Origin of the sequence: Ideonella sp. (genome assembly GCF_036277275.1) — a bacterium.
Lineage (GTDB): Bacteria > Pseudomonadota > Gammaproteobacteria > Burkholderiales > Burkholderiaceae_C > Ideonella.
Window position 1 is genome coordinate 1 of sequence record NZ_DASUNH010000174.1, and the last position, 22,868, is coordinate 22,868.

General features: G+C 67.2%; 18 protein-coding genes. 8 read left to right on the top strand and 10 right to left on the bottom strand.

Annotated elements, in window-relative coordinates:
- Positions 1–161: 161 nt before the first annotated feature.
- Positions 162–1,430 (top strand): response regulator, encoded by a 1,269-nt coding sequence (locus VFY73_RS29490; protein ID WP_329725168.1) that lies wholly within the window; start codon positions 162–164, stop codon positions 1,428–1,430.
- Between the two features lie 19 nt (positions 1,431–1,449).
- Here VFY73_RS29490 and VFY73_RS29495 read toward each other — a convergent pair whose 3' ends face one another.
- The 5 genes from VFY73_RS29495 to VFY73_RS29515 all read right to left on the bottom strand — a co-directional run bounded on the left by VFY73_RS29495 (position 1,450) and on the right by VFY73_RS29515 (position 7,157).
- Positions 1,450–2,682, bottom strand: coding sequence for a hypothetical protein (locus VFY73_RS29495; RefSeq protein WP_329725169.1), 1,233 nt, complete (start codon positions 2,680–2,682; stop codon positions 1,450–1,452).
- Positions 2,683–2,822: 140 nt separating this feature from the next.
- Positions 2,823–3,266, bottom strand: coding sequence for a YcxB family protein (locus tag VFY73_RS29500; protein ID WP_329725170.1), 444 nt, complete (start codon positions 3,264–3,266; stop codon positions 2,823–2,825).
- A gap of 87 nt (positions 3,267–3,353) precedes the next feature.
- Positions 3,354–5,633 (bottom strand): hypothetical protein, encoded by a 2,280-nt coding sequence (locus VFY73_RS29505; RefSeq protein WP_329725171.1) that lies wholly within the window; start codon positions 5,631–5,633, stop codon positions 3,354–3,356.
- Positions 5,634–5,950: 317 nt separating this feature from the next.
- Positions 5,951–6,385, bottom strand: a complete 435-nt coding sequence (locus VFY73_RS29510) for a response regulator (protein ID WP_329725172.1) — start codon at positions 6,383–6,385, stop codon at positions 5,951–5,953.
- A 394-nt stretch (positions 6,386–6,779) separates the two neighbouring features.
- On the bottom strand, positions 6,780–7,157 hold the full coding sequence (locus VFY73_RS29515) for a GNAT family N-acetyltransferase (RefSeq protein ID WP_329725173.1): 378 nt from the start codon (positions 7,155–7,157) through the stop codon (positions 6,780–6,782).
- Between the two features lie 6 nt (positions 7,158–7,163).
- Here VFY73_RS29515 and VFY73_RS29520 point away from each other — a divergent pair, with 6 nt between their 5' ends.
- From VFY73_RS29520 to VFY73_RS29530, 3 genes are all read left to right on the top strand, one after another.
- Positions 7,164–7,436 carry a hypothetical protein gene (locus tag VFY73_RS29520; RefSeq protein WP_329725174.1) on the top strand — a complete coding sequence of 91 codons (273 nt, stop codon included), beginning with the start codon at positions 7,164–7,166 and terminating at the stop codon, positions 7,434–7,436.
- 94 nt (positions 7,437–7,530) lie between these two features.
- The gene (gene katG, locus VFY73_RS29525) at positions 7,531–9,720 is read left to right on the top strand and encodes a catalase/peroxidase HPI (RefSeq protein ID WP_329725175.1); all 2,190 of its coding nucleotides are present in this window, start codon (positions 7,531–7,533) and stop codon (positions 9,718–9,720) included.
- Between the two features lie 218 nt (positions 9,721–9,938).
- Positions 9,939–12,416, top strand: coding sequence for a S8 family serine peptidase (locus VFY73_RS29530; RefSeq protein WP_329725176.1), 2,478 nt, complete (start codon positions 9,939–9,941; stop codon positions 12,414–12,416).
- Between the two features lie 282 nt (positions 12,417–12,698).
- On the opposite strand, the gene VFY73_RS29535 is transcribed toward VFY73_RS29530, so the two are convergent.
- On the bottom strand, positions 12,699–13,037 hold the full coding sequence (locus VFY73_RS29535) for a hypothetical protein (RefSeq protein ID WP_329725177.1): 339 nt from the start codon (positions 13,035–13,037) through the stop codon (positions 12,699–12,701).
- Between the two features lie 127 nt (positions 13,038–13,164).
- On the bottom strand, positions 13,165–14,853 hold the full coding sequence (locus tag VFY73_RS29540; RefSeq protein ID WP_329725178.1) for a galactose oxidase-like domain-containing protein: 1,689 nt from the start codon (positions 14,851–14,853) through the stop codon (positions 13,165–13,167).
- Positions 14,854–15,057: 204 nt separating this feature from the next.
- Between VFY73_RS29540 and VFY73_RS29545 the strand changes: the two genes are divergently transcribed.
- Positions 15,058–16,701, top strand: a complete 1,644-nt coding sequence (locus VFY73_RS29545; protein WP_329725179.1) for a DUF2868 domain-containing protein — start codon at positions 15,058–15,060, stop codon at positions 16,699–16,701.
- Positions 16,694–18,133, top strand: coding sequence for a DUF3482 domain-containing protein (locus VFY73_RS29550; protein ID WP_329725180.1), 1,440 nt, complete (start codon positions 16,694–16,696; stop codon positions 18,131–18,133). Before VFY73_RS29545 ends, VFY73_RS29550 begins: the two co-directional genes overlap by 8 nt.
- Positions 18,134–18,235: 102 nt before the next feature.
- Here VFY73_RS29550 and VFY73_RS29555 read toward each other — a convergent pair whose 3' ends face one another.
- A complete protein-coding gene (locus tag VFY73_RS29555; protein ID WP_329725181.1) occupies positions 18,236–19,129 on the bottom strand; it encodes a cytochrome-c peroxidase in 894 nt (297 codons plus the stop codon).
- Between the two features lie 235 nt (positions 19,130–19,364).
- Complete coding sequence (locus tag VFY73_RS29560) at positions 19,365–19,733, bottom strand: response regulator (protein WP_329725182.1); 369 nt, start codon at positions 19,731–19,733, stop codon at positions 19,365–19,367.
- 301 nt (positions 19,734–20,034) lie between these two features.
- Between VFY73_RS29560 and VFY73_RS29565 the strand changes: the two genes are divergently transcribed.
- Both VFY73_RS29565 and VFY73_RS29570 read left to right on the top strand, forming a co-directional pair.
- Positions 20,035–20,376, top strand: a complete 342-nt coding sequence (locus tag VFY73_RS29565) for a PsiF family protein (protein ID WP_329725183.1) — start codon at positions 20,035–20,037, stop codon at positions 20,374–20,376.
- A 498-nt stretch (positions 20,377–20,874) separates the two neighbouring features.
- On the top strand, positions 20,875–21,252 hold the full coding sequence (locus tag VFY73_RS29570) for a hypothetical protein (protein WP_329725184.1): 378 nt from the start codon (positions 20,875–20,877) through the stop codon (positions 21,250–21,252).
- Between the two features lie 6 nt (positions 21,253–21,258).
- Here VFY73_RS29570 and VFY73_RS29575 read toward each other — a convergent pair whose 3' ends face one another.
- Complete coding sequence (locus tag VFY73_RS29575) at positions 21,259–22,680, bottom strand: PLP-dependent aminotransferase family protein (protein ID WP_329725185.1); 1,422 nt, start codon at positions 22,678–22,680, stop codon at positions 21,259–21,261.
- Between the last annotated feature and the right edge of the window lie 188 nt (positions 22,681–22,868).

The following is a 22,868-nucleotide window of genomic DNA, read 5'->3' on the forward strand; positions in this document are numbered from 1 at the left end:
GTTACACCGCCACCGTGGCAAGCAGGGCAGGAACGACGCTTGCCCAGAGACGTGGCGCTGGCCGCGCTCTACCAAAGCGGCAAGCGCAAGTGCCGGGGCTGCACGAGCGCCCACCGTGAGTCTTCGCCACGCCGCTGCGGCGCAGCAACCAAGGCGCTCCCATGACGTTCGACTTCGCAGAAGTATTCACGGTAGCCGCCCGGCGAGCGGTTCCCTTGGTACTGGCCAAGAAGCTGGCTTTCTCTTTTGATTGCTCGGGAGCGAACGTCTGCGTCGAGGGCGCACCGGACGCCTTCCAAGGGGCCTGCCATCGGATGTTCCTGGCCGTGGTGGCCATGCTGCGAACAGGCTTTGTGACGCTCACGGCGACCGCTCAACCGGCCGGCCGCCGCATCAAACTGACCGTGCATGCCGGCGGCATCGGTGCACTGGATGCCGAAGCCGTGCAGGAAGAGATTCAAACGCGACTGGCCTTGCAGCAGCCCGCCGAGGGCACGCGTGCCCCGATCCAAGGCTACTGGCCGGCCATCAACGGGCAGATCCATCTGCACCTGGTCCACCAGGACGGTGTGCTGCTGACGCTTGAAACGGAGACGGACGGCGCGTGGGATATCCCGACCGAGACGCGCTCGGCACAGGGTGCACGCGCTTGGCTCGTCAATGTGGAAGACCACATGGGAGCTTCCTGGCTTCGCAGATTCACGCGGCTCGGCTGGGCGGTCTCGCAGTTTGCGTCGTTCGAGGCTGCGGCGGCCCAGCTCGCCCAGCAGCCCCAGTCCGCCAGGCCCTCGATCGTCGTGGTGGTCGAAACGGGAGACCCTTTGACCGACGGGACGGCCAGCCTCCCTGAGCTTTTGCCCCAGTGGACTCGACTGATCTACGCAGTGCCGGCCGGCTCGACGTGCTTGCGTGAACCGCACTGCGTGCCGGGCTATGAAGTGCATGTCTTTCCCTTCAGCCCCCAGCAGATGGAAAACTTCGTCGCCGAGTTGGATGGCCCGGACACGCCCACCGGCCAGACCAGGCCTGCACCGTTGGACGCCGGGCACATGCCGTCGATCCTTCTCGTGGACGACTCGCCCGTCAACTTGATCGTCGGGCGAGCGATGTTGGAAGCCCTCGGCTACGCCGTGACCACCGCCGGCGGCGGCCATCAGGCCATGGAAGCCTGTCAAACGGGTGCTGCGCCGACCCTTGTCCTGATGGACGTCGACATGCCGGAGATGAATGGCATCGAGGCGACGCAACGCCTTCGTGCCTTGCAGCGGCAGGGCGCCATACCGCCGTTCCCGATCGTCGGTTTCACGACCGCATGGAGCGCCGAGGCGCGGCGCAGCTGCCTCGAGGCGGGCATGGATGAATGCCTGCCCAAGCCATTGGAGCTTCAGGCATTGGCGCCCCACCTCAGGCGAGTGGCAACGATGGCCTGATCGAGGGGCCGCCGGCGATTCAGGCGGGCAAGGCGACCGCGGCCGAGGCGGGAACGTGCATCCGCCTGTGCATTCGGTGAATCGCGCCGATGCGGGCCATGGCAGCGACGCTCTCGTCGACATGTCGCCATACGTCGAGATCGATTCGGCGCGGCGGCCGCACGATGGCACCATCGTCCAGCACCATGTCCATCAACGCCAAGCGCTGGAACGGCAACTCGCCGGCCGAGCGGGCGGCCACCAGGGGCGCATTCACCTCGAGACTCTTCTGAAGGATCCGCTGCTCCGGTCCCATCGGCTCCGCGGCGATCAGTTGGGCCCTCACCTCATCGAACCATGCGGGGTCGAGCGCGTACGGATCGACCCCGAAGGCGGTGGTGAGCAGGTAGGGAACGGTGGAGTGAGGCAGCTTGCGCATCCGAAGCAGCAACGCATCGCGTCCAGCGGCGTCAGACTCCTCGAACAACTGGTGGATGGCAATCAAGCTCATCACATAGACGACCGGCAGCTGGCGACCACGCCGCAGCTCGCTGCAGACGCAGTCCCCCAGCGCCGGGTTGTCGAACCTTCGCCGGTAGCCCTCTGCCATTCGGACGAGCGCGAGATCGGGCGCATCCAGTGCGAATCGAACCAGCGCATCGACCATTCGCAGTTGCTCTTCCCAACGCAACCACGGCAGCAGGATCCGCGCCAGATGCAATGGCGCCGACCAGAGCAGGCCGTCGGGAGCGGCCAGCATCGCGTCGAATCGGCGCTCGAACTCCTGCATGTCGAGTCGAAGCCGGATGCGGTCGGTCACCCACTGCATGTCCGACAGCATCGACAGGTACTCGTTCGCGATGGCGTGCGCCTCCAGAAGGCTCATCAAACCCATCGGCACGGTGTGGTGCCGCCCCTCCTTGCCTTCCAGCTGCAAGATCGGCACGACGCCAAAACTCTCTTCGTGGGCGAGATCGAGCCGAACCGACTGGATGTCCACCACGTGCGTGTCGCACGTTTCGAGCAGGCCCGCGTGAAGATCCAGCTCGGCCATTTCGAGCATGAACGGCGACAGCGCCTGCTCGACCCCACTGTCGCGCCGGTTGATGGTTTCGAGCAGCCGGCGTTTGTGCAACGTGTACTGGAAGCCCCACCGTGTCGTGCTCATGTCGACGAAGTGGGTGACGTCGTGCTTGATGAGGCCGCGAATCTCGATCGTTCGCAGGCTGGGCTGGCCCATTTCCGGCGACCACCGCATGGCCGATTCGAGCAAACGCACCTGGTGCCCCGAGTACCCGTGGATGTTCGTCACATGGCACAGAAAGTCGTGCGTGCTGCGAACCGTGGCTGACGAGAGATCCATGCTGCAAAGACCCGTGGCCGACACACCTTGCCGCGAAGCGGTGCCGGCCATCACAACCGGCACCGGGTTCGAATCAAGCCGCGCAGCGTCCAGAGCTGGATCGGCGACAGCGCGCGATACGGAATGGGATACGTCGCGCCCTCGTGCAGCTCGATCAAGAAGCCGCTTGGCAACTCGACGACCCTGGACACCTGGTACCACGATCGAATCGCCGTGCGGCCTTTGGCGGTACGCCGCAGCCCGCTGGCGTCGAACTCGAAGGCGCACCGCCCGGTGCGCAGCTTGTTGAACCAGACGACCGGAGGCACCAGCAGGGCCAGCACGAGCCGGGTCACCGGCCCGGGCCATGGCCGCCGCGGCCCGGCAGGCGCACCGGCCATATCGACGGACGTCGCGTACTCGCCAACGATGGCCCGGTATTCGGCAACCCGGTAGTCGATCTGGACCCGAATGGCTTCCGCCGTGGCGTGGGGCCGCCCGTTGGATTCAAACATCGTCTTGCACCTGGGGGCCCATGGCGTGCCGGTGAGCTGGCATGACAACGTGCAAGCAGCCCTGAGCCGGCCTCGTCATGCGGGCCATCACCGTCGCGGCGAACGCCTGTTCTGCCCCGCTGGCACGACGGCCCATTGCGGTGCCTGCGTGTAGTCCGGCTTCACGGAACGGTTCATGAAGACATCCCATGCCGTCCGCGCGTTCGGCACACCGACGTCCACCGCAGCGGCGAGTGCAGGCTGCATGTTGGACGGAAAGCCCGACGCCACCGAGGCGTAGCCCGTCATCTCGCCGGCCACCCACGGCGAGCGATGCACGTTCATGTCGATGTCTTGTTGCGTGCGCCACTGCGCCTGCGCAAGGCTGCCGCAGGGCTGGTCCAGGTACAGCGCCCCGGTGCTGTTGACCAGCGGCACCGGCCGGCCCGACGAGTCGACACCCTGCATCGTCGTCAGATAGGCCTGCCGGAAGTCACTGAACAACGGGCTTCCGGTCGCAGGGCGAACCGCCAGCGCGTACACGGCGCCATCGATCCAGCAATAGCCGGCCGCCGTCATTCGCCCGACGGGAAAGGTGCCCTTCCAGCGGGCGAGCGACAGGGCTTCCTCGAACCCCAGCCCGGTGGCCAGGTGCCCGACGCTCCAGGTGAAGAAATCGTCCATCCACGGAGCGACCCCGGTCGAAGGGCCCGCTGGCGTCGTATAGACGATGGCGTAGCCCGCGTCGATCACGCCCAGCGCGTTCGAACGCCCGTCGACGTAGGTGGTGCGGTACCAGTCCAGGTTGTGGCGCAGGCGCTCCGTGAAGTACGACTTCATCGGATCGTCGTCGGGCGTGATGTAGGCCGCGTGCCCCAGGGTGCGCAGCGACCACGCCTGCCCGCGCACCTGATCCCATTTCAACAGCCCCATCTCGAAGCCGCGGTAGTAGGGATTCGACTGCAGCATGTTGTAGTTGGCCCAGAACTGCAGTTCTTCCAGGTGGTAGTGGTCCCCCGTCACCAAGTACGGCAGGTAGGCCAACGACGGCTGGTGCGCCGAGTCCACCTGGTAGACATAGGGCTCGGTGTCGCAAGCGTTGCATTCAGGGAAAGCCTCGCTCAACCCGGTTCGCGGGTTCACGGTATCGCCAGGCCGGCCGAGAATCGTCATGTAGGGGTAGTCGGCCAGGCTGACCGGGCGCCCCGTGTTCTTGTCGCGGTAGTGGATGGGCCAGCTACCGGCGAGGTCGCCTGTGCCCAGGGTCGCGGCCTTCGCACGCGCGTCCATGCTCAGCAGGTACAGCGCCGTCCACTTCGGAAACGGCGCGATGTCGTCGCGCCCCCCGGTCGTCGGCATGGCAGGAAGCACCAGACCCGGCGCCATCGGCTCGGTCGGCGCGGCTTTCCAGGCAGCGGCCAGGCTGTCGAGTGCGGAGGCAGCCGGCTTGAACGTCAGGTCGTAGTGCGGAACGGCGCCGCTGGCCACGAGGTAGCGGGTGTCGTGCCGAAGGTGCACCTTGGGCTCCGCCCCCCACCAGAACGACTTGCGCCAACGTGCCCTCGCGAAGTGCTCGAGGTCTTGCTTCTCATAGACAAGCTTCTCGCCGACGCGCACGTTCACGTCGTACAGGTAGTTCTGGGGATGAGGCTCATACGCCCACATGTTCTCGAGCACGACGTCGACCCGTGCGCGCGACTGCTGGGGATACCAGCGCACCAAGAAGCGTGCGGCCAGGTGCGGGTGGATCGCCCCTGCGTCGTCGACGAGCGGGGCGTCCACGATCCATTCGGGCGCGATCGGGCCTGTCAACCAGGGGACGCCCTGCTGCTGCCAGAGCATCGAATTGGGCGATGCGCGGTAGCTTCTGCCTTCGATCTGGAGTCGCACTTTCGCGCTGAACCCGGCGCGCATCAGATCGCGCTGGGTTGGCAGCGAGGCGACCATCTGGTCCCCGCTCGGATTGGAGGAAAGGACCATCTTTGCGGAGGCACCCGCAGCGAGCTGAGGAATCGCCACCGACACGACGCCATGTCGAACCGAGCCATCGTCGTGGCGGGCCTTCACGTCCAGCTGAACAGGCACCCGTTCGCCCGCGACGCTGGCGACGAGCTTCGCGTCGCGAGGGAGATCTCCTCGCGCGAAAACCTGACCAAAAGTCAGGGGTGCCTGAGACTGCGCCACCTGGTCCTTGCTCTGCACGACCAAGGTGGTGATCTCTCGCGCCGTCACGAGCGAACCGGCGCTCGTCGCCGGCGGGGTTTGCCCTTGCGCGTGAGACGCGCCCTGCCCGGCCAGCGCGGCCGTCACCAGTGCCTGAACCACTGCGCGGCGCCATCGCGCACGGGAGGCGCCTCGCGCGCAGCCATAGGAAATCGTCGCCAACATGCGTACCTCTTCAGTCGAATGCCAGATGCCGGGGACCCGCGAATGGGTGAGACACGGACGTGTCGCGCCCCCTCGCAGGCGTTGATCGAATACAACCAACCTCGCTTCGCATCACCGGCGTGCGCGCCGTGGCGGGAGGCCGGCTGATTATCAAAGTGCGACCCTCGCGCTCGGCTGCGCAGGAGGTGACATGGAGGTGACATCACCCCTCGGGCAAGGCCGCTTTTGGCGATCAGGCCCGCCTGCGACGACGGGCATTCCGATGACCGCGCCAAGCCGGGTGGTCTGAGCCGACGCGGCCGCCGTGGCGACGGCCGTTACTTCGAGTCCGGCGCCAAATGGAATGGCTCGCACCAGCGGTCGATCATGGCTTTGATCGCTGCGAACTGAAACGGCTTGGTCATCACGTCGTCCATGCCGTTCGCCAGGCACTCTGCCCGCTCTTCCGGCATCGCGCTGGCAGTCAAGGCAACGATGGGCGTGCGGCGCCGACCTTGCCGATGCTCCAGCGCGCGGATCTGCTGGGTCAGCTCCAGGCCGCTCATGCCCGGCATGTGCACATCCATGAAGATCAGGTCCACGTGGTCGCTCTGGATGGCTTCGAGGGCCGCTGCCGAGCTGCCCCAGACGATCGGCTCGTGGCCGAACATCCTGACCACCTCGCTGGCCAGGATCAGGTTGGACTGATCGTCGTCGACGACCATCACGCGGCGGGCGCGGGTGGTCGTGGTCAAGTTCGAACTGTTCGACATGGCCTCCCCTTTTCCTCGTGGAGCGGCGGGGTTGCTCCGACCGAGCGTCATGGCCGGCGCCCAGATACACGGGGCCCGTTGCCATCTTGGTGCTCAGGCACCATCAAGGCAAGCGCTGTCGGTTGCCAAAGGTCAACGATGGACGACGCATGCCTTCGCGAGACACCAAGGTCGGCTGGGCTGCACTTCGCGCGTTACAGAATCTCGCCTTGATGGATGCAACCAACCTGCCCGCGCGCGGCACTTACCGCCAACTGGAGCAGAAAGCAGCCCGGATGCTGTCGTCGTGGGGGGATCGCGTCGTCGCGCCGTTCGCCGGTGAGGGGGTTGGCCCTCCCGTCGACGAATCGGCCGGCGTCGCACCACAACATGCCAACCGAACCGTCGGCGCGTGCTACGCCTGGCTCTGCGGCACGACAAATGGCAGCACGCGGGTGCGGTACAGCGCTTGCCGGCTTTCGCTCAGGTGCAGCGTCAGTTCGACCAGCGTGCCCATCTGCGCATGCATGGACACGCCCGAGATCTGAAACCCCGCGCGCAGCTTGGCGATGATGACCGGGTTGTTCGCCACGCTGTGCTGCGAGCGCAGCGCCACGGCCCCCGTCGAGGCAGCGTGTTCGCGCACCGCCGTCACCAATCTCGAGTAAAGGCCCCTGCGGCGGTGGGTGGCCACGACACCGCTGTTGGCCATGTAGAAGACCTTGCCGCGTTCCATCCACCCGCTGGACCAGCCGACGAGCGCGTCGCCGTCGTAGGCCCCCATGCGGACCATCGGGACATGCTGGTGATCCGTGCCAGGAAACTGGGCAGCCTCTTCGTTGAGGACGGACGCAAACTGCTCCGAGGGCTGCTGCACATCGCAAAAGACGAGCCTTTGAAGCCGGGAGAACTCAGGCTCTGGAAACTTTTCTGCAACTCGTATCTCGATTTCGCGCATGGGCCCTCGCATCGATGGAATGCGGTGAGGATCGGTAGTTCGGGGACCGCTGTCAACAGCCAGGAGAGCCGTTGGCCGCGTCAGCTTGGCGATGGTTCTGCTGCCAAGCCATGAACGTGCGGCTATCGCCACGATCAAGCTTTCTCAATGGATCTGCTGATGCCCGACTTCTAGACTGCCTGCATCGAAGGCAATCCAGGAATCGATCATGTCCAACGAATCGAAGTGCCCATTCGCAGGGGCCCGCGAACCAAGGCCAGCCGCGCGCACCAACCGTGACTGGTGGCCGAATCAGCTGAACCTGGGCCTGCTGCACCAGCACTCGGCACAGTCCAACCCGCTGGGCGAAGACTTCGACTATGCCCAGGCGTTCAAGCAGCTCGATCTCGACGCGGTGGTGAAAGACCTGCACGCGCTGATGACCGATTCGCAGGATTGGTGGCCGGCCGACTGGGGCCACTATGGGCCGCTGTTCATCCGCATGGCCTGGCACTCGGCGGGCACCTACCGCACCGCCGACGGCCGTGGCGGCGCGGGCACGGGCAACCAGCGCTTCGCGCCGCTCAACAGCTGGCCCGACAACGGCAACCTCGACAAGGCACGGCGCCTGCTTTGGCCCATCAAGCAGAAGTACGGCCGCAAGCTCTCGTGGGCCGATCTGCTCGTGCTGGCCGGCAACGTGGCGCTCGAATCGATGGGCTTCACGACCCTTGGCTTCGGCGGCGGCCGGGCAGACATCTGGGAGCCGGAGGCCGACATCGACTGGGGTGCCGAGGCCGCCTGGCTGGGGGACGAACGCTACAGCGGCGACCGGCAACTGGCCAGCCCGTTGGCCGCCGTGCAGATGGGCCTGATCTACGTGAACCCCGAAGGCCCCAATGGCAAACCCGACCCGGTCGCATCGGGTCGCGACGTGCGCGAGACCTTTGCCCGCATGGCGATGAACGACGAAGAGACCGTGGCGCTCGTCGCCGGCGGCCACACCTTCGGCAAGGCCCACGGCGCGGGTGACCTGAAGTTCGTCGGGCGCGAACCCGAAGGCTCGTCGATCGAGGAGCAAGGCCTGGGCTGGACGAACACGTTCGGCACTGGCATCGGCGTGCACACGACCACCAGTGGCATCGAAGGCGCCTGGAAGCCTCACCCGACGACGTGGGACAACGGCTACTTCGACATGCTCTTCGGCTACGAATGGGAGCTGACCAGGAGCCCCGCCGGTGCCCACCAGTGGGTGGCCAAGAACGTCAGGCCCGAGCACATGATCCCCGATGCGCACGACCCGTCGAAGAAGCACGCGCCGATGATGACCACGGCCGATCTGTCGCTGCGCTTCGACCCGGCCTATGAGAGGATCTCGCGCCGCTTCCACCAGGATCCGCAGGCCTTTGCCGATGCCTTCGCCCGCGCCTGGTTCAAGCTGACACACCGCGACATGGGCCCGCGCGCCCGCTATCTCGGCAAGCTCGTGCCGAAAGAGGCGTTGATCTGGCAGGACCCGGTGCCCACCGTCGATCACCCCCTGGTGAACGAGCAGGACGTCGCGGCACTGAAGGCCCAGGTGCTGGCTTCGGGCCTGCCGCTCGCGCAACTGGTGCGCACCGCGTGGGCCTCGGCCTCCACCTACCGCGGCAGCGACAAGCGCGGCGGCGCCAACGGCGCGCGCATCCGCCTTGCGCCGCAAAAGGACTGGGCGGTCAACCAGCCCGCCGAGCTGGGCCGGACACTGTCTGTACTCGAAGGCATCCGCCAGTCATTCAACAGCGCGCAGGGCGGTGGCACGCAGATCTCGCTGGCCGACCTGATCGTGCTGGCGGGCAGCGCGGCCGTCGAGGCCGCGGCGAAGAAGGCCGGCCACGACGTGACGGTGCCTTTCTCCCCGGGCCGCACCGATGCTTCGCAAGACCAGACCGACGTCGACTCGTTCGCCGTGCTCGAGCCGCAGGCCGATGGCTTCCGCAACTACGCTCGCGACGGGCTCGAGGAGCTGGCCGGCGAGCTGCTGCTGGACAAGGCGCAGCTGCTGACCCTGAGCGCACCCGAGATGACGGTGCTGGTGGGGGGCCTGCGCGCACTGGACGCAAACGTCGGCGGCTCGAAGCACGGCGTCTTCACCGACCGATCCGGAACGCTGAGCAACGACTTCTTCGTCAACCTGCTCGACATGCGCACCAAGTGGCAGAGGTCCGCCACCGCCGCGGGCGTGCTGGAAGGCCGTGATCGCCAGACCGGCAAGCTCAAGTGGACCGGCACCACCGTCGACCTGGTGTTCGGCTCGAACTCGCAGCTGCGCGCGCTGGCGGAGGTCTATGCCAGCAACGACGCGCAAGCCACGTTCGTGCGCGACTTCGTGGCCGCCTGGGCCAAGGTGATGAACCTGGACCGCTTCGACCTGGCCTGATCTGATCTGCGGCCTTCCCACGGCCCGCTTGATGGCGGGCCGTCGATGGCCCAACGCCCCGGTGGACGCAACCTGGCCACCGCGACATGACAGTCGCCACGTCTGTCGGCCGCTCCACGGAAATCGAGGGATGTCCGGATTTGGGTCCCTCTCCACGTTCTTACCTCCGTCCGCCTGGTCTTCAGGCATTCACCCGCTGGGTAGAGGAGGAAAGAAGAATGGCTGCTCTCGCTCAATGTCAATTCATCGCCGCTCGCACGCGCGTGGGCCTGGCCGTCGCGTGCCTCATGGCGCTCGGCTCCGCCGCGGCCGCCGCACCGGCGGGCAACCCGCCTGCACAGGCGAACGCGAAACCTGCACAGACGCAGTCCGCCAAGCCGGCGCGCCTGGCGCCCGTCGTCGGCCAGCAGCGCGCGGACGCGCTTGAAGACCAGTACATCGTGGTCTTCAAGCCCGGCACCAGCAACGCGCAGGTCAGGGCCGCCCAGAGGAAGGCCACCCGCAACGGCGGCACGATAGGGTTCACCTACACCAAGGCCTTGGTGGGGTTCAGCGCCAGACTGCCGCAGCCCGCGCTCGACGCCATGCGCGCCGACCCGAACGTCGACTACATCGATGCCGACCAGGCGGTGTCGCTCAAGACCGTCCAGCTCAACCCGCCCACCGGCCTGGACAGAACGAGCGAACGCCTGCTGGGGCTGGACAACCGCTACACCTACAGCGAGACCGGCGCGGGCGTGCATGCGTACGTGCTCGACACCGGCATCCGCGCCACCCACACCGACATGGTGGGCCGGGCGACGCTGGACTTCACCGCCGTCGCCCCGGACGCGAACGACTGCCACGGTCACGGCACGCACGTGGCCGGCACCGTCGGTGGCACGACGTACGGCATCGCCAAGCTCGTCAACCTGCATGCCGTGCGGGTGCTGGACTGCAGCGGGTCGGGCACCGTGTCCGGCGTCATTGCCGGGGTGGACTGGGTGACCAACAACGCGATCCACCCAGCGGTTGCCAACATGAGCCTGGGCGTCGCTGCGGTGGTGCCCTCGCTGAACACGGCCGTCGCCAACTCGGTGGCCAGTGGCGTGGTCTACACGGTCGCGGCCGGCAACTCGTCCGCCAATGCCTGCGGCTTCTCGCCCGCCCTGGAACCCTCGGCATTCACGGTAGGCGCCACCGACCCGACCAACGATGTCGTGGCCAGCTTCTCGAACTTCGGGCCTTGCCTGGACCTCTACGCGCCCGGTGTCGGCATCACCTCCGCCTGGGCCACGAGCGACACCGCCACCAACACCATCAACGGCACCTCGATGGCCGCGCCGCATGTGGCGGGCGTGGTGGCGCGCTACCTGCAGACCCACCCGCTGGACACGCCGGCGATGGTGTGGAACCACCTGCACGTCAACACCAACAACATCTCGACCACCGCCGGCTGGCCGGGCCTCATCGCGCTGCCGTTCGGTTCGCCGAATGAGCTGCTGCACTACGGCTCCGTGGCCGATGGCGCGACCGACGGCGACCCCCACCTCACCACGGTGGAAGGTGTTCACTACGACTTCCAGAGTGCCGGCGAGTTCGTGGCGCTGCGCGACGGCAACGGCATGGAGATCCAGACGCGCCAGACACCGGTGCAGTCGACGATGAATCCGCCGACCAATCCCTACACGGGCCTTGCTTCGTGCGTCAGCCTCAACACCGCGGTCGCGACGCGTGTGGGCGGCCACCGCGTCACCTACCAGCCGAACATCGACGGCCACCCCGACTCGAGCGGCATGCAGCTGCGCATCGACGGCGTGCTCACGACGCTCGGTGCATCGGGCATCAACCTGCCTCCGGGCGGGCGGGTGTCGAAAGCGCCGGTCGGCGACGGCATCCAGGTCGACTTCCCGAACGGCACCGTCCTGACGGTGGTGCCGAACTGGTGGGCCTCGCAGGCGAAGTGGTACCTGACCGTGAAGGTGCTTCGCACGCCTGCCAAGGAAGGCATCCTCGGCGCGATCAAGCCGGGCAGCTGGTTGCCCACCCTGCCGGACGGCAGCTCATTGGGCCTGCGGCCGATTGCACTGCATGACCGCTACGTCGACCTGAACGAGACCTTCGCGGACGCCTGGCGCGTCACCGACGCGAGCAGCCTGTTCGACTATGCGCCGGGAACGTCGACGAAGAACTTCACCTTCGACGCGTGGCCGCTGGAGTCTCCGCCCTGCCTGATCCCGGGTTCGGACGACCTGCCGGCGAAGCCCATCGACAAGGCGACCGCGGTCGAACTGTGCCGCCCGATCACCGGCAGGGACGCCAATGCGAATTGCGTCTTCGACGTCCGCGTCACCGGCGAACCGGGGCTGGTCAAGACCTATGAGCTGGCCCAGCAGATCATGGCCGGGTCCACCAAGACGTCGCTGATCGATGCGAAGGATCCGACGCCCCCGGGTGACGGGCCGGTGACCTTCTCCGCCACCGTCGCCCTCAGCGCCAAGACCGGAAAGCAGCCTGTGCCGACGGGCCACGTGCAGTTCGCCGTCAATGGCGAAGACATGGGCGCGCCCGTCGCGTTGAACAGGAAGGGGACGGCCCAATGGGTCACCTCATTCGCCAGGCCCGGTGTCGTGACGGTCACGGCGCGCTACTTGCCCACCGCGGACAGCGTCTTCCTTCCGAGCAGCAGCCTCGAGGAAGAGCACACCGTGAAGTAGGCGCCGCGGCGCGAAGCCGTGGGTCCGGGACAAACCGAAGTATCGGGTTTGACTCGGACCCGCCCTGATGGCTCTCTCAAGGCCATGGTGTGACACAGCCCAAAGTCACGGTGACGGGCAACTGGTGCGTTACATGAGCAACAATCGCGCCGCTGTTCCGGAAGCCCCAAGGGCTTCCTGGACAGTACCGTCACTCCAGGATCCGGCTGCGGGTCCACATGCAACCCCAGCTCTTCGACGCGGTTCGCTTCACCGACAACGCTGCGCCGTTCACGCCCCGGGTCAGGCCTGCCAGACGCCGTAGCCAGCTTCCCGCAAGCCGATGGCCAGCTCCACCTCCATCTCCCTTGCCGCCTCGTAGGGCATCGGGTTGTAGACCTCGTAGAGCTCCGGCATCAAGCGAAGCCCGTACTGCAACACGTAGCGATTGGCCTGAATGCCTGCCTTGTGCCGGTCGAACCGCAGGTCGGGATCCAGCCCGGTCATGCCGACATAGACCAGGGGCTTGCCGAGAACGTGTTCGGGATTGGCCTTGCGAAACGCCGGCACGTTCCACACACGATCGGACAACTCGACCACGTAGACGTGGTGGTGGTGTCGGGCAGCTTTGCGGGTGGGCATCGCGGCTGCATTTTCCAACAGGCGAACAGGCGAACGGCGCGCACCTCCGGCGCGGTTCGCCTGTGTGGCCCGGCCGCTCCCCAAAGGAAGCAGGCAGGAAGCAGCCGGCCGTCCCCGCGTTGTCAGCTCAAGCGCCCAGGCGCAGGATCTTGGCCTGCGAGGGCACGCCTTGCGCGTCCAGCGCGAACAGCATGTAGAAACCCGGCGGCGCGTAGTTGGCCGAAGCCGGCATGGTGACTGTCAGGTCCTGGCCGTTCTGGGTGAAGCCCACGTCCTGAAAGCGCTGCTCGTTGCTGAAGGCGTGCGTCACGGCGCCGAAGCGAACCAGGGTCATCCGCGCCACCGGGGCCGCCTCGGACATGGTCACGGGCACGGCCTGGCCCCAGGCCGCCGCGCTCGGCGCCGTGGCGATGGTCGGACGGACGGCCGGCTCGCCGGAACCATCGGTCTTGTACAGATACGGCGGAAAGTAGATTTCCGCATTCATGTTCACCACCGGGCCCGGGGCGCCGCCGCCGCCGGTCAGCACCGACCCGTCGGGCATCAGCATCGAGACGCTGTGGTAGAGCCGCGGCTTGGTGGCCGAGGCGCCCAGCGTCCAGGCACCCGTGGCCGGATCCCAGGTTTCGGAGTCGTAGCGCGCACCGGCCAGGTCGTTGCCGGTGGTCGAGCCGCCATTGGCCCAGACCTTGCCGTCGGCCAGGACGGTCGCGTTGCCGAAGCGGCGGTCGGCCGACAATGACGCCGTGGGCGTGACCACCGGCGTGGCATTGTTGATGTCGACCACGACGGCCTTGGCCGCTGCGCGCACCGACAGGATCTTGCCGGGCTGGTACATCGCAGCCGGCAGCATGTAGGCGCCCGTCGGCATGGCGCCCGGCACCTTGGCCACGCTGCCGGTGCCGGCGACGTCGAGCGCGAAGATCTCGCCCTTGACGGTGAAGACGATGACCTTGCCCTGCGGGGACCACCAGGCCCGCGGATAACTCCAGGACTGGACGTTCGAGCCGTAGGCCCACTCGCTCTTGGCGGTGGTCAGCGTGCGCCAGCCTTGCGTGGCGCTGTACACCTCGGGCGTGCTGGCATAGCTGGCGTCCGTCGGCGGGTACTGGGCATTGCCTTCGAACAGCCGGTCGATGCGGCCACCGATCACCGCCTGCTCGCCGGACGACGTCGTCACCAGCGTGGCGTACCAGCGTTGGTACGCCATCGACTGCGACTGCCTGGTCAGCGCATTGTTGGAAGGCGTGAACACATTGACGTCGTTGTTGGCGTAGTTGCGTTTGCCATTGGCGATGCGGTCGCCACCGACCAGCAGCACATTGCCGCTGTCAGGCAGCAGCGCCTGGCCGGCGCAGAAGATGTCGGTACCGGTCGTGTTGGACAGCAGCAGCTTGGATTCGGTGCCCGTGCCCTGCAGCGGATCCCACAGGGCGTAGTGCATGAGCCCGCTCTGAATGCCGCTGGGCTTGCTGCCGTAGCTCAGCACGCGCCCGTCGGGCAGCAAGATGGTGTGCAGCGGAATGAGCGGCCAACTGAAGGGCTCACCGAACGCGCCCCTCAAATGCGCATCCGGTCCGCCGTTGGGCACGGCGATCGCCTGGGCGGCCTGCTTCCCCAGGGCCGATACGCGGGTGCTGCGCTGCTGGTCGTCCGCCCCCATCCCCGGGCCGGCGCCGTGGTCGATCGGCGCGACGTCGGCTTCGGTGGCCAGATCTTCGGGTGAAAGCGTCTCGGGGTCGGGCGTGCTCGATCCCCCGCATCCGGCCAAGGCAACGGCCGCCACCAGTTGCAGGGCGCGACGGCTGGTGCGCATGGGACGGGTGTGGGCTTGTTGATTCGTGCTCTGCATGGCGCTGTCTGTCTGACGTGGGGAAGGAGGAGAACCTGCGGGCCCGCCATCGGCTGATGGCCGCCACTTGGTCTTGGCGATGCGCTGCGGCTGGCCCAGATGCTAGGTGGGGCGCGCCTGATGCCGAATCCCTAGGCACCGATGTCGTCATCGGCCTTCGGATTCCGTTTGTGCGCCGGCGGGCGCGCGTTCGAAGAACGGATGCCACCGGATGCTTGGTTCCCCCGGCCGACGGCCGGCAATACAGGGACGTGGACAATCGCCCGAGATCGCAGCCACTGCCGCATGCTGATGTGGGCACGACGCGGCGCCACAAGGAGGAACGATGGGATTGCTGAACGGAATGCTTGGCAGCGCCTCGAAGTTCGATGCGGCCAAGGCAGGCAAGCCGCTCTGGCCAGCCACGTGCTTCGTCAGGACAATCACGAAGTGACCTCGGAATCACCCAGGGCCGACTGGCTGTCGACGGTCGTATTTCGGACGGTGCGTGCCATCGAGCAAGACGATGGGCCACTGGACGATGGGCAGGCGGTCCGCTCGGCGGCCACCGAAGCCAGCAGTCCCGAGCGTCGGCTGGCCATTCGCGCACGGCTGCTGGGCCAACGCCTCGGTCTTGACGAGGCGATCGAGCGCTGGCGCGCCTGGCTGCCATGGTTGCTGCTGGCCACCGCGGCCGTGATCGGCTTGTTGTCGTCGGAGATCCTGCACGCCGTCACGGGACAGGACCGCCGCATCAACGCGATCGGCGCGCTGGCCGCCGTCCTGACACTGCCGACCTTGAGCCTCGTGGTCTGGTGCGTGGGCCTGCTTTGGCGTCGTCCGCTGGCCGGCGGTGGGGTGACCCGGTGGGCGCTGGCCGCCGCTGCCCGCCTTCCGGGCCTGCGCACGCCCAACAGCCTTCGGCTGTTCCGGGCGGGCCTGGAGGCGCTGGGCCAGGCCCGGCTGGTGCCGTGGAGCATTGGTCTGGCCAACCACGTGGTGTGGATCGGCGCCCTCCTGGGCATCCTGTTCGGCCTGCTCGTTTCGTTCTCGTTCCGGGCCTACACGCTGAGCTGGGAAACCACCATCCTCAGCCCGGCGTTCTTCGCCCGGCTCGTCAGCGCCACCGGGGCGCTTCCTGCGGCGCTGGGCTTCCCGGTCCCCGACCCGACGGCGGTGATGACGGCAGGCGGTGCCTCCGGCGACCAAAGCCCCTGGGCCTGGTGGCTCATCGGCTGCACGGTCGTTTATGGGTTGTTCCCTCGCCTGGTTGCCATGGCGGTCTGCTGGCTTGTCTGGCGCCGCCGCCGGGCGACCCTGCGCCTCGTCGATCCGGCCGACGGCTACACCCGCACCTTGCTTGACCGGTTTGCGCGCTGGGATGCGGCCGCAGCGGCAGCCGGCACAGACCTCACGCCATTGGGCAGTTCGGATGCTGTCCAGGCGCTGCCGCACATGGTCTCGGTCATCGGCTTCGAACTGCCGGCAGAGGCGCCGTGGCCGCTTCGCGATCCGCCGCCGGAAGAAGGCTGGACAGCGCGCATCGAAGGAACCGCCGAAGAGCGCCGCGAGTGTCTCGACCGGGTCGCCCAGACCCGGCCCAGGCAGGTCATGATCGTCTGCTGGGCCAACGCCACGCCCGATCGCGGAACGGCCAGATTCCTGCGCGCCGCCACACCCGGCTACGCCAAGGCAGCCCTGCTGCTGCTGGGTGACGCGCCGACGGCGCGATGGCGCAACTGGCTGGCCGCCATGCAACTCGACAATGCCGTGACCGTGTTCACCGACGCCGAGCAGGCCCAGGCGTGGCTTGGGAGCCAGGCCCATGCTTGAGCGCCCGATCGTGCTGGCCGTCGTCGGCCATGTGAATGCGGGCAAGACAGCCGTGATTCGTACGCTGACAAGAAGCGGCGAGTTCGGCGAGGTTGATGAGGCGCCCGGGACGACCAAGACGGTCGTCTCTGCATTTCGCAGGTTCGACGCCTGCGTTGCGGTGCGGTTCGACGACACGCCCGGCATTGAAGATCCGGTGGCCTTGCTGGAGTTGCTTCAGGCCGTCCCCCACGGCCTGACGCCGGCAGACCGCATTCGCGCGTTCCTGAGACGGCCCGACGCCAACGACGATTTCGCGCCGGAAGCCAGGGCACTTCGCGCCGTGCTCGACGCCGACGCAGTGGTCTACGTCGTTGACACGCGCGAGGCGGTACTGCCGAAGTTTCGCTGCGAAATGTCGCTGCTGGTCGCGATCGCCAAGCCCATCGTGGTGGTGCTGAATCACCTGCACAGCGCCGGCAGCCGCCTTGATCGGTGGCCGGCGGCCCTGAACGAGCACGGCATGCAAGCCCAGGTGAACCTGGACGCCGCCGTCCCGGGCCCCGGATCGGAGCGACTGTTCTACCAGTCGCTGGCGGCGGCGTTGGCCAACAGGCGGCCGGAAGCGCAGACGCTGGAAGCGGCCGCCCATCGCGCTGCCGCGAGCCGCCGCAACGCTGGCATGAAGGCCGTGGCCAACTGCCTGGTGGGCCTGGCCGCCCTGCGCCGCACACTCAGCCGTGCGGAGCTGGCCGATGAAGCCAAGCTCGCGACATGCATCGACAAGATCCGGCAGGACGTCGTTGCGCACGCCCGAGCCGCCCACCACGAGCTGTTGCAGGCTCACGACTTTCGAGTCGGCGACGCGGACGTCGAGAGCCTGCCGGGAGTCAGCGGCCGTTGGGAAGACGATCTCTTCGATCCCGAGGCGCTGAAGATCTCGGCGCAGACATTTGGCAAGGGCGCCGCGGTCGGCGCGGCCATTGGCCTGGGTCTCGACATCGCGCTGGCCGGCCTGTCGCTGGGCGTCGGCACTGCCGTCGGTGCGGCCATCGGGGGAGCGGCGGGCCAGGGGTTTGCGCCGATGGGCCGGGCCTTGGTGAACAAGGTCAGCGGCCAGCAAGACGTCACGGTCGAGAACGCCGTGCTGCTGCTGCTCTGCGATCGCCTGCTGAAGCTCGAGGCCGCGTTGGAAGAGCGCGGCCACGGCGCCGTCGACAAGGTCTCGATCGGCGGGGGCATCGCGATGTCGGACGAGGCGGTCAAACGGGTGATGGACGCGCTGTCTCCCGCGCGCAGCCATGCGGCCTGGGCCACGGGCGAGCCACGCAGTGACAGCGAATCTGCGCGGCGAAACCGCTTCGTTGATGCGTTGACAAACGTCCTGGCGCAGCCGCCCCGGCCCCCGCTGCTGCCTGAGCCGGTGGGCGCTCGTCCGCGCGAAGGCGACTGAGCGCCGCGGTAGCGTCAAATCCTCGCGCCGAGGAATGAACGCAGGTGCGGCGGTCGAAGCTCCCGCTCAGCCAAGCCACGCCCTCTGCCCCGGCCGCCTGAATCACTGTGCCGGCGCCGCATAGTGTGCCGGCACGTCGCCGGTCAACGATTCGAGGAACGCAACGATCGCGGCGACGTCGTCGTCGGGCAGCGTGCGGCCCAGTTGCACGCTCGCCATCACGCGCACCGCGCCATCCAGCGTGGCGACGCTGCCGTCGTGGAAGTACGGCGCCGTCTTGGCCACATTGCGCAGCATTGCGACGCGGAAGACGTATTTGTCGTCGGCGGCGCCGGTGGTCAGGAAGCGGCCCTCGTCGACACGCTCGGATCCGGTCTCGCTCCAGTAGTCCTTCGCAAGGCCGAACTTCTGGAACTGCTGGCCGCCCAACAGCGCCCCGCTGTGGCAACCCGCGCAGCCGGCCGCAACGAAAGTTCGCAGGCCGCGCTTCTGCAGTGGCGAGAGCGCGTCGTCCTGGCCGCGCAGGTAGCGATCGAACGGCGCCGGCGTGACCAGCGTACGTTGATAGGCTTGCAGGGCACGGCCGTAGTTGGCCGCGCTCAGCGCTTCGGCCTGGTCTGCGAACGCAGCCCTGAATGCGGGCTCGTAGCCCAGCGCCTTCAGCTTGGCCAACGCCGCCGCCTTGTCTGCATAGCCCATCGACCCGGTCATCGAGCCTTCGGCCTGGGCCGAACCGCTGGCGCGGTCTCCGGTCCAGCGCAGACTGGTCTGCATCATCGCGTTGAAGATCGGCTGCGAGTGCCGCGCCGTGAGCTTGCCCTTCGCGTCCGTCGATTGCCGCCGCCTGTCTGCTGACCAATCGCCAGGATCGTGGCAGCTCGCACAGGCGATGCGACCGTTGGCCGAGGTGCGCGCGTCCCAGAACAGTGCTCGGCCAAGTGTCGCCTGCGGATCGGTGATCTGCTCGGCAGACGGTGTCTCCAGCGGTGCGAACAATGCACCGAGCTCCTCCCTGGTGCGGTCGGTCGAGACCGCACATGCCGCCAGAAGCGCACCACCTGCCAAAGGCAGAGCGGCCCTGATCGATGACGTGGTTCGCACCATGGCAATCCCCTCGCCCACCCGGAGCGTCGCAGGCCACTCTACGCGTGTCAGGGGCCTGCGTGGGCTTCAAGCTTGGGGCGACGCGCTCCCTCATGTTGGGGACGTTCGTCTGGCCGCGGTTCAGCGTCTACTGCTCAGGCTGGCCCCACCGGCGAAGCGTCGCTTTCAATTCCGCGAAGGCGAACGGCTTGATCATCACTTCGTCCATGCCGTGCTGGAGGCAGGCTTGCCGCTCATGGGGCATCGCGCTGGCGGTCAAGGCGACGATGGGGGTTCTCTGCCGACCGGTTTGCTGCTCGAGCGCCCGGATCTTGTCCGCCAGTTCCAAGCCGCCCATGCCGGGCATGTGCACATCCAGGAAGATCAGATCAACGGGGTCTTGCTGGAACGCCCGGAAGGCAGCGGCCGCGTCGCTCCACGCGATCGGCTGGGCCCCGAACAAGCCAAGCACCTCGCTGGCCAGCAACAGGTTCGTCTCGTCGTCGTCGACGACCATCACTCGATACACCGGTCTCGAACTGCTGGACATGGCTGCCCTCCCATCTTTGCTGGCTAGGCTCGCGGCGCCTCAGGCGTTCAACGGCCCACCGACGACATGTTGGGAAAATTTTCCCAATTCTTACACCGAATGGGCGTCGGCGGATGCTGAATATTCATCCTGTCGCAAGGGTCAGACCGACGGCCACGAGCGGGATTGGCGGGTCGCCCGAATCGCCGGCCCATCACGCCCCGCGGCCCTGCTCGAATCGCGCTAGAGTGCAGAGCACCCGGCCGATTGGGGGACTTCGATGAAGACCATGACCATCGCCTTGCTCATCGCCACGAGCTGCGTCGCCGCGCGGGCCGACCTGTGTGTCAGCCAGGCCGCCGGCAAGGGCCTGACCGATGAGCCGAAGACCGCGTTCCTGACCCGGTGCACCAGCGACACCGTCGCGGCATCCAAGACCGTCTGCAACACCCAGGCGACGGCAAAGGCACTTGCCGGCGCGGCCAAGACCGCCTTCATCCGGAAATGCATCTTGGAAATGACACCGGATGTCCTGGCCAGCTGCCAAAGCATCGCCGACGACAAGAAACTGCTGGGCGCCGCACGCGAAGCCTCCATCAAGCAGTGCGTGAAAGACTCGGTGCCGCTGTAGGCGGCGGCGCAGATGCCGGGCCGGGCGTGGCGGACCGGGCAAAATTGTGCTGATGGCGGTCAGGCCCCGACCTGATCCGCCCGATGGGACAGCGGGAGTCGTTGATGTTGTGGCGGGTGGTGTACGGTCGATGCTCCAAAGAGCTCACCGCCTTTTCGGCGGGGCCTTGGCACCCCGACAAAGCACATGCGGAACGCTGGGCCGCGTGGCTGCGAGCCCGTGGGCATGAGGCGCAAGTCCAGTCGAACGGCCAGGCGGGCGCTCATCTGCGCGGCGGCCAGGCGCATAGCTAGACGCCAACGGTCCCGTTCGTCGCGGCTCAGCGCAGTTCGTCCGCGCTGCCCTCGGCTGGTCGCATCGCGATGGCGTGGCCTGGAAACGTTATCTACAGTGCGCGCCTTTGCGACATCGCTGACAAGCTTGGACACCTCATGTCAGACGCCCGCCTTCGCCCCGCCACCGAGGAACCCGCCGTCGGGCCCTGCTGAACAGGCTTCAATGTCGACGATGCCCTTGCGAACGACACCAGGAACCCTCGCACTGGACGTGGCTGGCGCAGACGCGTTGGCCCTCGAGCGGGGTGTCTCGGCGGCCCACGAGGTCCTCAACGCTCACGGCGTTTCGCCTTGCGAGGCGGACTACGGGCGCTGGCGGCGCGACCTCAGCGAGGCGTTGGGGCTCGCCAACGATCCGGTGGTCCTGACGAAACGGGATGCGCTGACGGCTCTGGCATGGGATGAGGCGCTTCGGGCTGCAATTTCAGCTGCCTGTGCGCACGGCTGTGCCGATCTGCACGTCGATGCGCGTCTGCGAATCGTTGAATCGGGTGCCATCTCGCCCCGGCCGCACGCGGCGCCAGCGGTTGAACTCGACTGACGACCGTCACGCAGGCGGCATCAGCGAACCCGCCAACTGGCCCACCGTCCTGATGGCGTTGTCGAGGCGCTTGTCCGCGGCGTGGCCGAAGTTCAGGCGCAGGCAATGGCCGAAGCGCCGGTCGGCCGAAAAGATCTGGCCCGGTGCCAGGCTGATGCTGTGCGCCAAGGCCAGGCGCTGCAGTTGCAAGGCATCGACGGAGGCAGGCAGCTCGACCCACAGGAAGTAGCCGCCCTCCGGCCGTGTGATGCGCGTCCCCTTTGGGAAGTGCCTTTCCACCGCCCGCAGCGCTCGCGCCTGGCTGCCGGCCAACGCCTGGCGAAGCTGGCGCAGGTGGCGGTCATAACCACCTTGCTGAAGGTAGCCCGAGATGGCCTGTTGCGACGGCACCGGCGCCGACAGCGAACTCATCAGCTTCAATCGCTCGACGGCCTGCGCCTGCCGGCCGGCGGCGACCCAGCCGACCCGATAACCCGGCGCCAGGCACTTGGAGAACGAGCCGCAATGCATGACCGAGCCGCTGCGGTCGAACGCCTTCGCCGGCAACGGCGGTTGGCGCCCGAAGTACAGCTCGCCATACACATCGTCTTCGATCAGCGGGATGTCGTGCTCGCCCAGCAGGGCCACCAGCTCGCGCTTGACCTCGTCAGGCATCAGGCTGCCCAGCGGGTTCTGGAAGTTGGGCATGAACCAGCAGGCCTTGACGCGATGCCGGGCCAGCACCGCCCGCAGCGCGGCCAGGTCGACCCCGTGGCGCGGATGGGTGGTGACCTCCACTGCGCGCAGCTTCAAGCGCTCCAGCGCCTGCAGCGCGGCGTAGAACGTGGGTGACTCGATGGCCACCACGTCGCCCGGCTCGGTGACAGCCTGCAGGCACAGGTTCAGCGCCTCCATCGCACCGTTGGTGATGACGATCTCGTTCGGGTCGACCTTCATTCCCTGCACGGCATAACGCAGCGCAATCTGGCGACGCAACTCCGCATTGCCGGGGCCCAGGTCTTCGACGATGCGTCGCGGGTCCAGCCGCCGCATACCCGAGGCCAGTGTGCGCGCCAGCCGCGGCAGCGGAAACAGCTCCGGCCCGGGGAATGCCGAGCCCAGCGGCACCAGCTCGCGTTGCCGCATCGCGCCCAGCACCTCGAACACCAGGTCGCTGATCGCCACATGGGTCGAGCTCACCGGCGGCTGTGAAGCCAGCGGCTCGGGCGATGTCACCCTGGCCGTGGCGTTGACGTAGTAGCCCGAGCGCGGCCGAGCCCGGATCAGGCCGCGGGCTTCCAGCAGGTAATACGCCTGGAACACCGTCGACGGGCTGATCTGTCGGCCGGCGCTGGCTTGCCGAACGGAGGGCAGCTTGTCGCCCGGGCGCAGGGTCTGCTGCCGGATCAGCCCGGCGATCTCGTCGGCAAAACGTTCGTAGCGCTTCATCGGCGGCAGCAGGCAACTGATCTGGTCAAGATCACCATTTGATCAACTGTACTGATTCGCCGACCTTCACAGCAGAAATGCCCGGCCGCCGTTCAACTGATATGGCCGGTTTCTCCGTTTTTGAGCCTTTGCGCTCGATGCGGCATCAGGCACAGTGCCGACAACCATGAGCGTGCCGCACAGTCTTC

What these genes read in the sequence shown, in the direction of transcription:
- VFY73_RS29540 (WP_329725178.1), bottom strand. Translation starts at nt 14,853, where the DNA reads ATGCGCACCAGCCGTCGCGCCCTGCAACTGGTGGCGGCCGTTGCCTTG.
- VFY73_RS29570 (WP_329725184.1), top strand. Translation starts at nt 20,875, where the DNA reads ATGTCGACGATGCCCTTGCGAACGACACCAGGAACCCTCGCACTGGAC.
- VFY73_RS29520 (WP_329725174.1), top strand. Translation starts at nt 7,164, where the DNA reads ATGCTGGTGATCCGTGCCAGGAAACTGGGCAGCCTCTTCGTTGAGGAC.
- VFY73_RS29500 (WP_329725170.1), bottom strand. Translation starts at nt 3,266, where the DNA reads ATGTTTGAATCCAACGGGCGGCCCCACGCCACGGCGGAAGCCATTCGG.
- VFY73_RS29565 (WP_329725183.1), top strand. Translation starts at nt 20,035, where the DNA reads ATGACCATCGCCTTGCTCATCGCCACGAGCTGCGTCGCCGCGCGGGCC.
- VFY73_RS29535 (WP_329725177.1), bottom strand. Translation starts at nt 13,037, where the DNA reads ATGCCCACCCGCAAAGCTGCCCGACACCACCACCACGTCTACGTGGTC.
- VFY73_RS29490 (WP_329725168.1), top strand. Translation starts at nt 162, where the DNA reads ATGACGTTCGACTTCGCAGAAGTATTCACGGTAGCCGCCCGGCGAGCG.
- katG (WP_329725175.1), top strand. Translation starts at nt 7,531, where the DNA reads ATGTCCAACGAATCGAAGTGCCCATTCGCAGGGGCCCGCGAACCAAGG.
- VFY73_RS29550 (WP_329725180.1), top strand. Translation starts at nt 16,694, where the DNA reads ATGCTTGAGCGCCCGATCGTGCTGGCCGTCGTCGGCCATGTGAATGCG.
- VFY73_RS29575 (WP_329725185.1), bottom strand. Translation starts at nt 22,680, where the DNA reads ATGAAGCGCTACGAACGTTTTGCCGACGAGATCGCCGGGCTGATCCGG.
- VFY73_RS29510 (WP_329725172.1), bottom strand. Translation starts at nt 6,385, where the DNA reads ATGTCGAACAGTTCGAACTTGACCACGACCACCCGCGCCCGCCGCGTG.
- VFY73_RS29530 (WP_329725176.1), top strand. Translation starts at nt 9,939, where the DNA reads ATGGCTGCTCTCGCTCAATGTCAATTCATCGCCGCTCGCACGCGCGTG.
- VFY73_RS29515 (WP_329725173.1), bottom strand. Translation starts at nt 7,157, where the DNA reads ATGGTCCGCATGGGGGCCTACGACGGCGACGCGCTCGTCGGCTGGTCC.
- VFY73_RS29560 (WP_329725182.1), bottom strand. Translation starts at nt 19,733, where the DNA reads ATGGTCGTCGACGACGACGAGACGAACCTGTTGCTGGCCAGCGAGGTG.
- VFY73_RS29505 (WP_329725171.1), bottom strand. Translation starts at nt 5,633, where the DNA reads ATGTTGGCGACGATTTCCTATGGCTGCGCGCGAGGCGCCTCCCGTGCG.